Origin of the sequence: Pseudomonas sp. OV546, assembly GCF_900116845.1 — a bacterium.
Classification (GTDB): domain Bacteria; phylum Pseudomonadota; class Gammaproteobacteria; order Pseudomonadales; family Pseudomonadaceae; genus Aquipseudomonas; species Aquipseudomonas petroselini.
The window spans coordinates 257,015-270,053 of the sequence record NZ_FPCE01000002.1; the positions used below are offsets into that span (position 1 = coordinate 257,015).

Consider the following 13,039-nt stretch of genomic DNA (forward strand, 5'->3'; position numbering starts at 1 on the left):
TTTCAGCGAAAAGCCTCCCGGCAGTCCTGCCACCCCAAACCACTCTGCGCCGTTGCCTGCAACAAGATCGGCAAAGCCACCTGCGCCTTGTCCTGGGTGTCGTGAAACACGATGACCCCTTTGCGCCACAGCAACATCAGCGTCAGCACCCGCTGCGCCGACTCATCGGCCTTGAGCTTGCCTGGTTCGTCCTGGGAATCGATGTCCCACAACGCCACCTGCAAGCCCTGGGCTTGAAAGAAGCCCTGGCTGTCCGCACGACGCTGGCCATAGGGCGGCCGGAACAGCGGCACGTAGTTTTCCGGCATCAGGTTTTGGGCCAGCGATGCGCTGCGGGTGATGGAACTCTGCCAGTCCAACCAATGACTGTGCGAACGGTACTGCCACCCCTGGGTGCCAACGCACTGACCTTGATAGAGCGCCTCTACATCGGCGACGGAACTACGTTCCACACGGTTTTGCAGGCTGCTGCCAAGGGCGAAGAAGGTCGCATTCATCTTCTGTTTGCGCAGGTAATCGGTGAGCCAGTCGGTATTGCCACTGACCGGGGCCGGGCCGCCGTCGAAGGTCAGCAGGAACAGGCGGTCGTTGAATTCGTTGCCATTGCGCTCATGGTCGCCGAACAGTGCGACCTCGCTGCTGATCTGTGGGAACAGCGCAGCCTTGCGCAACAACTCGTCCAGGTAGCGCTCATGGAACACATGGCTGGGATTGGCCCAGCCTATATAGAAGGAGTCTTCGCTTACCTCAAACTTGCCGGCCTGCTCGAGCAGATCGTCCATGTTCTCTACCAGATAGCAGAACGAGGCGTCGACTTCGCAACTCTGCTGGGCGAACGTGTAGTTCTCCAGCAGGCGCTGCCAGAGTTGGCGGCGCAGGTCGTCGATGGCGGCCATGTTGATGATCTTCAGGCCCAGGCGCTGCTTGAGCGCGGCTTCATCCTGGCGCTCGCTGGCCAGTAGGCTGTGAGCGAACATCAGGATTTCGGCGCGTGAAGCCACATCGAACAGCGCCGGGCTGCTGAGCTTCTCGGGCCAGGTGCCACGGTCCAGGCTGGCTACATCCACCGGTGCCGCCTGGGCATTCAGGCAAAGCAGGCAAGCCGACAACAAAAGCGCTATTCGCACACAGGGTCTCCCTCTCCAGAGTCACCGGCCATCATAGCGGATCGCGCCTATCGCCATCATAGGTGGAGTCAAAACGCCCAACCCCCTAGAATCCCTCCACGTTTACAGGAGACGACTTCATGCTGATGGTGATTTCCCCCGCCAAGACCCTCGATTTCGAGTCAACGCCGGTAACCCCGCGCTTCACCCAGCCGCAATACCTCGACCACTCCCAGGAGTTGATCGAACAATTGCGCGAACTGAGCCCGGCGCAAATCAGCGAATTGATGCACGTATCCGACAAGATCGGCGGCCTCAACGCTGCCCGCTTCGGCAGTTGGACGCCCGCCTTCACCCAGGCCAATGCCAAGCAGGCGTTGCTGGCGTTCAAGGGTGACGTCTACACCGGCCTGAATGCCGACACCTTCAGCGACGCCGATTTCACCTACGCCCAGGACCACCTGCGCATGCTCTCCGGCCTGTACGGCCTGCTGCGCCCGCTGGACCTGATGATGCCGTACCGCCTGGAGATGGGCACCAAACTGCCCAACGCCCGTGGCAAGGACCTGTACGCCTTCTGGGGCACCCGCATCAGCGAGTGGCTCAATGAAGCACTGGCCGCACAAGGTGATGACGTGCTGCTCAACCTGGCCTCCAACGAGTACTTCTCGGCGGTCAAGCGCACCGCCCTGAACGCGCGGATCATCAACACCGAGTTCAAGGACCTCAAGAACGGCCAGTACAAGATCATCAGTTTCTACGCCAAGAAGGCCCGGGGCATGATGAGCCGCTTCGTGATCGAAGAACGCATCAACGACCCGGCCAAGCTTAAGCAGTTCGATGTGCAGGGCTATCGCTTCAATGCCGAGCAGTCGAAGCCTGACAACCTGGTGTTTTTGCGCGATCACGCACCGGAATAAAGCCCTGCTCCAACCTCATCGACGCTAAAAATCAAATGTGGGAGGGGCAAGCCCCCTCCCACATTTTTGCCTGCATTCCACGCCCGAAATCGTCATTATTTTGGCGTCAAAAAATATTCAGACGCCTCCCTAAAAATTCTTTCACTCGACATTTGTCGTTTTTTTTCGTAGTGGCACCGTTTTTTTAAAACACTAGTGGCACAAAACTATCCCTTCGCGCCAACTCCCTATAACTACTGGCCCAAATAGCAAGTGCTATCAATATACTACCAGTGCCATCTTTCCTAATATTTCAAGAAATTTCTGGAAACAGGATGAGCGGCCTGGAACTTCGTCCTAAAGCACTGCTCATACCACCGGTAACGAAATTCTCTGTTCCTGTAGGAGATGACTTACATGGCGGACCAACGGAAGTAGCAGAGTTGTCACATTAACTTTGACTCAGTGGTCACATTACCAACCGATTAGTTGAGAGCGGCGATAAGGATCAATTGCCACGAACTATAGGCCAAGGCTGTGCTTACCCTAATGGGTCAGTGATAAAACCCAAGGCATTGATAGTTAAAGGCTAAACGCCTCTATCAAGGTCCTGCGGCACTGGCGCCAAGCCCTTCTCCCAGGAAGGCTGGCTGCATTTGAGGGCAAGCCCCAATAACAAGGCCAAGTTGCGCACAACTTGAGTGCAATAGTTAGTCACTCACTATTTAACATGCCTGTACGCGGTAAGTCGGCGTCTATTCGCCTAACTTTCGCGGCATCAGTGACGCTTGCAAACATGAACTCCGGCCTTAATAGGCACGATTAACACAGTCTTGAATGACGAAGAGGTAAATGCGATGCGCATCAGCATATTTGGTCTCGGTTACGTTGGCGCAGTATGTGCCGGTTGCCTGTCTGCCCGTGGCCACGAAGTGGTTGGCGTAGACATCTCCAAGGACAAGATTGACCTGATCAATGCAGGCAAATCGCCAATCGTTGAACCGGGTCTGGGCGAACTGTTGAGCCAGGGTATCGAAACCGGCCGGCTGCGCGGCACGACCAATTTCGCCGAAGCCATTCGCGACACCGACTTGTCGATGATTTGCGTCGGCACGCCAAGCAAGAAAAACGGCGACCTGGAACTGGATTACATCGAAGCGGTGTGCCGCGAAATCGGCCTGGTCCTGCGTGACAAAGCCACTCGCCACACCGTGGTCGTGCGCAGCACCGTTCTGCCTGGCACCGTGGCCAACGTGGTGATCCCGATCCTTGAAGACTGCTCGGGCAAAAAAGCCGGCGTCGACTTCGGTGTCGCGGTCAACCCGGAATTCCTGCGTGAATCCACCGCCATCGCCGACTACGACCTGCCACCGATGACCGTCATCGGCGAATTCGACAAAGCCTCCGGCGATGTCCTGCAGTCGCTGTACGAAGAACTCGACGCGCCGATCATCCGCAAGGACATCGCCGTCGCCGAAATGATCAAGTACACCTGCAACGTGTGGCACGCCACCAAGGTCACCTTCGCCAACGAGATCGGCAACATCGCCAAGGCTGTCGGCGTCGACGGTCGCGAAGTGATGGAAGTGGTCTGCCAGGACAAGACCCTCAACCTGTCCCAGTACTACATGCGCCCAGGCTTCGCGTTCGGCGGCTCGTGCCTGCCAAAAGACGTGCGCGCCCTGACTTACCGCGCAGGTTCCCTGGACGTGGAAGCGCCGCTGCTCAACTCGCTGATGCGCAGCAACGAGTCCCAGGTGCAGAACGCCTTCGACATCGTCTCCAGCCACGACAAACGCCGCATCGCCTTGCTGGGCCTGAGCTTCAAGGCCGGCACCGATGACCTGCGCGAAAGCCCGCTGGTCGAGTTGGCCGAAATGCTGATCGGCAAGGGTTACGACCTGAGCATCTACGACAGCAACGTTGAGTACGCCCGTGTCCACGGTGCAAACAAAGACTACATCGAAGGCAAGATCCCGCACGTGTCGTCCCTGCTCAATTCGGACTTCGATGAAGTGATCAACAACTCCGACGTGATCATCCTGGGCAACCGCGATGAGAAGTTCCGTGCCCTGGCGCATAACGCACCGCACGGCAAGCAAGTCGTCGACCTGGTGGGCTTCATGTCCGCAGCCACCAGCGTCAGCGGCCGCACCGAAGGCATTTGCTGGTAACAGCAACGGCAAGTTTCGGGCTGCAAGCGTAACAATCCCCAGCGCTTGCAGCCTGGAGCCTTCTTCACCTTCGGATGACGCTTATGTCCAAGTTAAAACACGTACTGCTCCAATCCGCCGGCTGGCTGTTCTTTCTGAGCCTGCTGATGGGTCTCGCCGCGTTGTTACCGGCGAGTACGTTCGACTCCGAGTCGAAGAATTTTATTTTCCTGATTGGCGCCGTCGGTATCTGGCGCTACTCGATGGGTGCAACGCATTTCTTTCGCGGCATGCTGTTCCTGTACGTGGTCTACCCGCACCTGCGCCGTAAAGTGCGCAAGCTGGGCAAGGCTGCCGACCCGTCCCATGTGTTCCTGATGGTCACCAGTTTCCGTATCGATGCGCTGACCACCGCGCAGGTCTACAGCTCGGTGATCCGTGAAGCCATCGAATGCGGCTTCCCCACCACCGTGGTCTGCTCGCTGGTGGAAATGTCCGATGAGCTGCTGGTGAAGAGCCTGTGGGAACGCATGAACCCGCCGGAGCATGTGAAGCTCGACTTCGTGCGTATCGCCGGCACCGGCAAGCGCGATGGCCTGGCATTCGGTTTCCGCGCCATCTCCCGCCACCTGCCGGACGACCGTGCCGTGGTTGCGGTGATCGACGGCGACACCGTGCTCGCCGAAGGCGTCGTGCGCAAGACCGTGCCGTGGTTCCAGCTGTTCGGCAATGTCGGTGGCCTGACCACCAACGAGTTCTGCGAAGTACGCGGCGGCTACATCATGAGCGAGTGGCACAAACTGCGCTTCGCCCAACGCCACATCAACATGTGCTCCATGGCCCTGTCCAAGCGCGTACTGACCATGACCGGTCGTATGTCGGTGTTCCGTGCCAGCGTCGTCACCGACCCAGGCTTTATCGCCGACGTGGAAAGCGACTCGCTGCAACACTGGCGCCTGGGCCGCTTCAAATTCCTCACCGGTGATGACAAATCCAGCTGGTTCAGCTTGATGCGCCTGGGCTACGACACCTTCTACGTGCCGGATGCGGCGATCAACACCGTGGAACACCCACCGGAAAAGAGCTTTATCAAAGCCAGCCGCAAGCTGATGTTCCGCTGGTACGGCAACAACCTGCGCCAGAACTCACGCGCCCTGGGCCTGGGTGTACGCCGCCTCGGCCTGTTCACCAGCGTGGTGCTGTTCGACCAGCGCGTGTCGATGTGGACCTCCCTGCTCGGCCTGACCGTGGCGATCATCGCCACCTTCAAGTACGGCGGCGCGTTCATCCTCGCCTACCTGCTGTGGATCGGCATCACTCGCCTGATCCTGACCCTGCTGCTGTCGTGCTCCGGCCACACGATCGGCCCGGCGTACCCGATGATTCTCTATTACAACCAGATCATGGGCGCGCTGGTGAAGATCTACGTGTTCTTCCGCCTTGATCAACAGTCCTGGACCCGCCAGGACACCAAACTGACCCGCGATTTGGCCAGCTTTCAACGTTGGTTCAACACCTGGTCGTCTCGGACCATGACCTTCTCCGCCGGCAGCATCTTCGTTGCCGTGTTGCTGATGATGGTCTGACCCTGCCAAGCCTGAATTAACTCTAGGAAATGCCCTGATGAACAGTCCAGTAAACGCCAACGTAGTCCACGAATCCGAAGCCCAGCGCCAGCACGCCCGTGTCAAAATCCCGGCCAAGCTGCGCTTCTTCAACACTGACCGCACCCAGACCGAAGCACGGGTGATCGACCTCTCCGCCGGCGGCCTGGCGTTCACCGCCACCCAACCGCTGACCATCGGTGAAGTGCACAAGGGTCGTCTGCAGTTCGTCATCGATAACCTCGGCCTGGCGATGGACGTGGAGCTGCAGATTCGCTCCTACGATCGCCAGACCGGCCGCACCGGTTGCCAGTTCCAGAACCTCGACGCCCAGGATATTTCCACCCTGCGCCACCTGATCACTTCGCACCTGTCCGGTGACATCGTGACCATGGGCGACGTGCTGGCGACCCTGCAGCGCGACAACTTCACCAAGGCGCGCAAGGTCAAGGACAGCGGCAGCAACATGAGCGCCTTCGGCCGCCTGCGCGCCGTGACGTTCAGCCTGGCGATCTTCCTGGTGGGCCTGGCGGCGTTCGGCTTTGTCTTCAAGTCGGTGTATGGCATGTATTTCGTCAGCCACGCACAGGCTGGCCTGGTGAGCGTGCCCGGCATGAACGTAACGATGCCGCGCGACGGCACCGTGCAAAGCTTGCTCAAAGGTGACGCGATCGCCGCCAAAGGCGCGCCGCTGGCGACCTTCAGCACCAGCATGCTCGATGTGCTCAAGGGCCACTTGGACGAAGACCAACTGCAACCGGCCAAGGTTGAAGAACTGTTCGGCAAGCAAATGACTGGCACCCTGACGTCGCCGTGCGACTGCATCGTTGCCCAGCAACTGGTCGCCGACGGTCAGTACGCCAGCAAAGGCGACGTGATCTTCCAACTGGTGCCGCGCGGCGCCCAGGCCAATGTTGAAGCACGCTTCACCTACCGTCAGTTCGCTGACGTTCGCCCAGGTACACCCGTGAGCTTCCAGGTGGCCGACGAAGAACAGCTGCGCACCGGCACCATCGTCAGCAGCACCAGCCTGAACAGCGCCGACCTGTCCTCCGACATCCGCGTACAGATCAAACCTGACGCACCGCTGGACAGCACCTACGCCGGCCGCCCAGTCGAAGTGATCAGCGACCGTGGCCCATCGCTGAACTGGCTGATCGATAAAGCCATGGCCCACGGTCTGTAAGCGAGGACATGCCTGTGATGACTATCCCAAACACGCCGCAATCCCTGCGGGAGCGAGCTTGCTGTGGCGAGGGCGCTTGCTCCCGTTCGACAGCGCAGCTGGAGCCGGCTTTTGGGGGCGCTACGCACCCCAGCGGGAGCAAGCTCCCTCGCCACAAAAGCAGTTGCCACTTGGGTTCAGTAGCGTTGCTGGCACTCGCAGTCAGCCTCGCCGGTTGCGCCGGCCTGCCCGACCAACGCCTGGCCAATGAAGCGCTCAAGCGTGGCGACACCGTCACCGCGCAGCAGAATTACCAGCAACTGGCAGACCTGGGTTACAGCGAGGCCCAAGTGGGCCTGGCCGATATCCAGGTCGGCACCCGCGATCCGGCGCAAATCAAACAGGCTGAAGCCACTTACCGTGCGGCGGCGGACACCTCGCCCCGCGCCCAGGCACGTCTCGGTCGCCTTCTGGTGGCCAAGCCAGGCAGCACCGAAGCCGAACACCATGAAGCCGAAGGCCTGCTGAAAAAAGCCTTCGCCAATGGCGAAGGCAACACGCTAATCCCGCTGGCGATGCTGTACCTGCAATACCCGCACAGCTTTCCGAACGTGAATGCCCAGCAACAGATCAGCAAATGGCAGGCCGCGGGTTACCCGGAAGCCGGCCTGGCGCAGGTGCTGCTGTATCGCACCCAGGACACCTACGACCAGCATCTGGATGATGTCGAGCGCATCTGTAAAGCCGCGCTGAACACCACCGACATCTGCTACGTCGAGCTGGCCACCGTCTACCAGAAAAAAGCCGAGCCCGAAAAACAGGCCGAACTGCTCAAGCAGATGGAAGCCGGTTACAGCCGTGGCACCGTCACCGCACAACGCGTGGACAGCGTGGCACGTGTGTTGGGCGACGCCTCCCTGGGCAAGCCTGACGAGAAAACCGCCCAGGCCCTGCTGGAAAAAATCGCCCCTGGCTACCCGGCTTCCTGGGTCAGCCTGGCGCAACTGCTCTACGACTTCCCTGAACTGGGCGACGTCGACCAGATGATGAAGTACCTGGACAACGGCCGCGCCGCCGACCAGCCGCGCGCCGAGCTGTTGCTGGGCAAGCTTTACTACGAAGGCAAGTGGGTGCCGGCGGACGCCAAGGCGGCCGAAGCGCATTTCCAGAAAGCCGTGGGCCGCGAAGTGGCCGCCGATTACTACCTCGGCCAGATCTACCGCCGTGGCTACTTGGGCCAGGTCTACTCGCAAAAAGCCCTGGATCACTTGCTGACCGCTGCGCGCAACGGCCAGAACAGCGCCGACTTCGCCATCGCCCAGTTGTTTTCCCAAGGCAAGGGCACCAAGCCCGACCCATTGAATGCCTATGTCTTCAGCCAATTGGCTAAAGCCCAGGACACGCCAGAGGCCAATGACTTGGCCACGCAGCTCGAAGCCCCGCTGACGCCGGAACAACGCGCTCAAGGCCAACGCCTGGTGCAACAGGAACTGGCCACCCGCGGCACCCTGGCCCAGAGCACGCTGCAACTGCACGCCCTGGAAGAAGAAGACGGCGAGGAATCCCTATGAAGCTCAACCCATTCGTCAAAGCCGGCATCGGCCTGACCTTCGCCTTGCTGTGGTCGTGCCCGACCCTGGCCGCACTGACCGAAGCGAAGAACTTCGGCCTGGAAGTCAAAGCCACCGCACAGTCCGAAGATGACCGTGACCTCGGCACGCAGAAAGGCGGCGACGTCAACGGCATCGGCCTCGACCTGCGCCCGTGGATCTACGGCGAAAGCGGCGCGTGGAGCGCCTACGCCATGGGCCAGGCAGTGGTGTCGAGCGACATCATCGAGACCGACACCCTGCAACAATCGGCGGATGACGAAAACCAGCAGACCACCAACGACGACCGCAAGACCAAGAAAAACTACTTGGCCATGCGCGAATTCTGGGTCGGCTACAGCGGCTTCACGCCCTACCCCGGCGAGATCCTCAAGCTGGGTCGCCAACGCCTGCGCAATGACGACGGCCAATGGCGCGACACCAACATTGAGGCGCTGAACTGGACCTTCGACACCACCCTGCTCAAGGCCAATGTCGGCGTCGCTGAACGCTTCAGCGAATACCGCACCGACCTCAAGGAACTGTCGCCCAAGGACAAGGATCGCCAGCACCTCTACGCTGACGCCGCCTACCAGTGGACGCCAGGCCAGTGGATCGGCCTGCGTGGTCACCACACCCATGACAACGGCAAGCTCGACTTCCCGGAACCCGGCGTGCCCACCGACTCGCTGGACAAACGCGAGAACGGCGACCTGACCTGGCTCGGCATCGAAGCCAACAGCGACGCCTACAACTGGCGCAACACCAACACGGTCAATTACTGGGCCAGCGTCACCGGCATGAGAGGCGACCGCGATTCGGTCAATGCCTTGAACGCCGACGGTACCCGCCCGACAGAGGCCAAGCGCAGCGATGACGTCAGTGGCTGGGCTACCGACCTGGGTATCCGCTTGCGTCTGGACCCTCAATGGCAAGTGGGTGCGGCCTACGCCCGCGCCAGTGCCGAATACGAGCAGAACGGCCTGCAAAGCAACCGTTCGAACTTCACCGGCACCCAATCCCGCCTGCACCGTTTCGGCGAAGCGTTTCGCGGCGAGATGAACAACATGCAGTCCATGAGCCTGTTCGGTTCCTGGCAGCTGCGCGAGGACTACGACGCCAGCCTGGTGTACCACAAGTTCTGGCGTGTCGACGGCAACAAGCCGGTGGGCAGCAACGGTATCGACGCCGTGCAGAACAACACCGACGACGTGACCGGCGCGATCCTGTCCAGCACTTCCCTGCCGCTTGAAGACGGCAAGAAAGACCTGGGCCAGGAGATGGACCTGGTGGTCACCAAGTACTTCAAGAAAGGCCTGCTGCCGGCCGCGCTCAGCCAGTCGATCGACGAACCGTCGGCCCTGGTGCGCTTCCGGGCGGGTGTGTTCAAGCCGGGTGATGCCTATGGCAGCCAGGTCGACTCGTACATGCACCGCGCGTTTGTCGACGTGATCTGGAAATTCTGATGGGAGCCTGCGCAATGAACCCTCAAGCCCTCAAAGGCTCGGCCATGCTGGCGGCAGCGATGCTGCTGGCAAGCGGTGCTGCCATGGCCGATGTCGCGCCGCAGGCTAAAGCGCCGACCATCGCCAAAGAACTGCAACAGGCCAAGACCTACACCATCTCCAGCCCGCCGACCGCGCCGCTGGAAATGGCCAAGCCGGCCCTGCCCGACCTGTCGGGCTACACCGACGCGGCGATGGAAAAGAAAATCGTGCGCGCCAAGCCGGGCAAAATCAGCATCCGCCGCATGATGCAGGAAGACGCCCTCAAGGACTTCATCGGCGGTGACAACAAGATGGCTGAATGGGTGGTGCGCCAGCACGGCATTCCCCAGGCGATCTTCATCGACGACGGCTACATGAACCTCAAGGACTTGCTCGGCAAAGTGCCTAAGCAGTACCTGAGCGAAACCTCGCCGGGTGTGTTCCTGGCCAAGCTGCCGATCGTGGTCGGACGCAAGGGCATCCTGGAAATCGACAAGAAAACCCAAGAGCTGCGCCTGTCCCAGGAAGCCGGTTCGTTCCTGATCAACGACGGCCAGCTGTTTGTGCGTGACACCAAAGTCACCGGCTGGAGCGAAAAGGCCAACGGCCCCGCGCTGTACAAGTCACCCAAGGAATTCCGCCCGTTCCTGCTGGCCTGGGGCGGTACCGAGACCTACATCTCCAACACCAAGATGGCCAGTTTCGGCTACGCCAACAGTAAGTCGTACGGGGTGAGTATTTCCCAGTACACGCCGAACATGGCCAAGGTGCTCAAGCGCCCTGAGCCGACGGGCTGGATCATCGACTCCGAGTTCTCGGACATGTGGTACGGCTTCTACTGCTACGAGACCACAGGCTTTGTGATCAAGGGCAATACCTACAAAGACAACATCGTCTACGGCATTGACCCCCACGACCGTTCCCACGGCCTGATCATCGCGGACAACACCGTCTACGGCACCAAGAAGAAGCACGGCATCATCATTTCCCGGGAAGTGAACGACAGCTTCATCTTCAATAACCGCAGCTACGACAACAAGCTGTCGGGCCTGGTACTCGACCGTAACAGCGTCAACAACTTCGTCGCCGACAACGAGTTCTACCGTAACCACACCGACGGCATCACGCTCTATGAGAGCGGCGATAACCTGCTGTGGGGCAACAAGGTGATTGCCAACCGTCGCCACGGTATCCGTGTGCGTAACAGCGTCAACATCAAGCTGTACGAAAACACCTCGATGGCCAACGGCCTGACCGGGCTCTACGGCCACATCAAGGACTTGACCGACACCGACCGCGACATCGCCCTCGACCCGTTCGACGCCAAGGTCTCGCTGATCGTGGTCGGCGGTGAACTGGCGGGTAACGGCAGCGGGCCGCTGTCCATCGACTCGCCGTTGAGTGTCGAGTTGTACCGCGTGTCGATGCTGGCGCCGACCAAATCCAGCGGCATCAGCTTCAACGGCGTGCTGGGCGATCGCCAGGAAGAGATTCTCGACCTGTTGGTGCGCCAGCAGAAAGCCGTGCTGATCGACCCTGTCGAACGCCAGACCGAATTGCAGGACTGAGGATGACCCTTATGCACCCACACATGATCAAATTGCTGAGCCTCTCGGGTCTGACCCTCGGCCTGCTCGCGGCCAGCCAGGGCGTGCGCGCCGACGAAATCAAGGCGCCGACCTTCACCGCCGAGCCATGCTGCAGCCTGTGCCCGGCCGCCCACGACGCGAAGAACTACACCACGCGTTACCAGCAGAACTTCACCACCCTGGTACAGGCCCAGGGCGACTGGCTGTTCCGTACCCAGGAAGACCTGCGCACCGAATTCGACACCACCCCGTCCGGCTACAAGCGCATGCAGCAGTTGCACGATGCGTTCAAGGCCAAGGGCGTGGAACTGGTGGTGGTCTACCAGCCGACCCGTGGCCTGGTGAACCGCAACAAACTCAACCCGGAAGAAAAGGCCAAGTTCGATTTCGACAAGGCGTTGGGCAACTACAAGACCATGCTTGGCCGTTTCGCCAAGATGGGCTACGTGGTGCCGGACCTGTCGCCGTTGACCAACGAGCAGCTTCCGGACGAATTGCCAGCCCACGATTTCTACTTCCGCGGCGACCAGCACTGGACCCCGTACGGCGCCCAGCGCACCGCGAAAATCGTCGCGGCCAAGGTTAAGCAAATGCCTGAGTACGCCGAGATTCCCGAGCGCGAATTCGAGACCAAGCGCTCCGGGCGCATGGGCAAGACCGGCACCTTGCACAACATGGCCGGGCAACTCTGCGGTACCAGCTACGCGATCCAGTACATGGATCAGTTCACCACCGAGCCCAAGGGCGAAGCGGGCGACGGCGACCTGTTCAGCGATTCGGGCAACCCGCAGATCACCTTGGTCGGCACCAGCCACAGTGGCAAGAACTACAACTTCGCCGGCTTCCTGGAAGAGGAAATCGGTGCCGACATCCTCAACGTCGCCTTCCCTGGCGGCGGCCTGGAAGGTTCGATGATCCAGTACCTGGGCAGCGACGAATTCCAGAAGAGCCCGCCGAAAATTCTCATCTGGGAATTCTCGCCGCTGTATCGCCTTGACCAGGAAACCATCTACCGCCAGATGATGGCGCTGCTGGACAACGGCTGCGAAGGCAAGACCGCGCAGATGAGCGCCAGCACCACATTGAAACCCGGCAAGAACGAATTGCTGGTTAACAGTTCGAACAAAGACCTGCGCAACGCCAACCATCAGGTTGATATCCGCTTCGCCGATCCGTCGGTGAAAACCTTGCAAGCCACCCTCTGGTACATGAACGGGCGCCACGAGGACATCAAGATCGAGAAACCCGAAACATCCGATACAGACGGGCGTTTCGCCTTTGAACTGCGCACCGATGAAGACTGGGCCTCGCAGAACTTGCTGGCCGTGGAAGTGCAGGGCCCCGAAGCGGGCGCTGCCGCGCAGAAAGTCGAAGCGAAAATTTGCACACGCAACGTATTCCCGGCGGGCGGTCAACAGACCGCTGCTGCCGGGCAATGAGGTTACCT

The 13,039-nt window shown here is 60.2% G+C and carries 9 protein-coding genes; 8 read left to right on the forward strand and 1 reads right to left on the reverse strand.

Annotated elements, in window-relative coordinates; all coding sequences use genetic code 11:
• Nucleotides 1-2: 2 nt before the first annotated feature.
• The gene (locus tag BM403_RS06360; protein WP_093542126.1) at nt 3-1,127 is read right to left on the reverse strand and encodes a polysaccharide deacetylase family protein; all 1,125 of its coding nucleotides are present in this window, start codon (nt 1,125-1,127) and stop codon (nt 3-5) included.
• A gap of 119 nt (nt 1,128-1,246) precedes the next feature.
• Here BM403_RS06360 and yaaA point away from each other — a divergent pair, with 119 nt between their 5' ends.
• From yaaA to BM403_RS06405, 8 genes are all read left to right on the forward strand, one after another.
• The gene (gene yaaA, locus BM403_RS06365) at nt 1,247-2,026 is read left to right on the forward strand and encodes a peroxide stress protein YaaA (RefSeq protein WP_012722337.1); all 780 of its coding nucleotides are present in this window, start codon (nt 1,247-1,249) and stop codon (nt 2,024-2,026) included.
• Between the two features lie 836 nt (nt 2,027-2,862).
• On the forward strand, nt 2,863-4,179 hold the full coding sequence (locus BM403_RS06370; protein ID WP_093542128.1) for a nucleotide sugar dehydrogenase: 1,317 nt from the start codon (nt 2,863-2,865) through the stop codon (nt 4,177-4,179).
• Nucleotides 4,180-4,262: 83 nt separating this feature from the next.
• A complete protein-coding gene (gene alg8, locus BM403_RS06375) occupies nt 4,263-5,744 on the forward strand; it encodes a mannuronan synthase (RefSeq protein WP_162471071.1) in 1,482 nt (493 codons plus the stop codon).
• 37 nt (nt 5,745-5,781) lie between these two features.
• A complete protein-coding gene (locus tag BM403_RS06385) occupies nt 5,782-6,948 on the forward strand; it encodes an alginate biosynthesis protein Alg44 (RefSeq protein ID WP_012722334.1) in 1,167 nt (388 codons plus the stop codon).
• A gap of 8 nt (nt 6,949-6,956) precedes the next feature.
• Entirely contained in the window at nt 6,957-8,498 is a 1,542-nt protein-coding gene (gene algK, locus BM403_RS06390) for an alginate biosynthesis TPR repeat lipoprotein AlgK (RefSeq protein ID WP_173390378.1), read from the forward strand.
• Nucleotides 8,495-9,982, forward strand: a complete 1,488-nt coding sequence (locus tag BM403_RS06395; RefSeq protein WP_012722332.1) for an alginate export family protein — start codon at nt 8,495-8,497, stop codon at nt 9,980-9,982. The genes algK and BM403_RS06395 overlap by 4 nt, the downstream gene beginning before the upstream one ends.
• Nucleotides 9,982-11,571, forward strand: coding sequence for a mannuronan 5-epimerase AlgG (algG, locus tag BM403_RS06400; RefSeq protein ID WP_012722331.1), 1,590 nt, complete (start codon nt 9,982-9,984; stop codon nt 11,569-11,571). Before BM403_RS06395 ends, algG begins: the two co-directional genes overlap by 1 nt.
• A gap of 11 nt (nt 11,572-11,582) precedes the next feature.
• The gene (locus BM403_RS06405; RefSeq protein WP_093542365.1) at nt 11,583-13,031 is read left to right on the forward strand and encodes an alginate O-acetyltransferase; all 1,449 of its coding nucleotides are present in this window, start codon (nt 11,583-11,585) and stop codon (nt 13,029-13,031) included.
• The last annotated feature ends 8 nt before the right edge of the window (nt 13,032-13,039 follow it).

What these genes read in the sequence shown, in the direction of transcription:
- BM403_RS06395 (WP_012722332.1), top strand. Translation starts at nt 8,495, where the DNA reads ATGAAGCTCAACCCATTCGTCAAAGCCGGCATCGGCCTGACCTTCGCC.
- BM403_RS06370 (WP_093542128.1), top strand. Translation starts at nt 2,863, where the DNA reads ATGCGCATCAGCATATTTGGTCTCGGTTACGTTGGCGCAGTATGTGCC.
- BM403_RS06405 (WP_093542365.1), top strand. Translation starts at nt 11,583, where the DNA reads ATGCACCCACACATGATCAAATTGCTGAGCCTCTCGGGTCTGACCCTC.
- algK (WP_173390378.1), top strand. Translation starts at nt 6,957, where the DNA reads ATGCCTGTGATGACTATCCCAAACACGCCGCAATCCCTGCGGGAGCGA.
- alg8 (WP_162471071.1), top strand. Translation starts at nt 4,263, where the DNA reads ATGTCCAAGTTAAAACACGTACTGCTCCAATCCGCCGGCTGGCTGTTC.
- algG (WP_012722331.1), top strand. Translation starts at nt 9,982, where the DNA reads ATGGGAGCCTGCGCAATGAACCCTCAAGCCCTCAAAGGCTCGGCCATG.
- BM403_RS06385 (WP_012722334.1), top strand. Translation starts at nt 5,782, where the DNA reads ATGAACAGTCCAGTAAACGCCAACGTAGTCCACGAATCCGAAGCCCAG.
- yaaA (WP_012722337.1), top strand. Translation starts at nt 1,247, where the DNA reads ATGCTGATGGTGATTTCCCCCGCCAAGACCCTCGATTTCGAGTCAACG.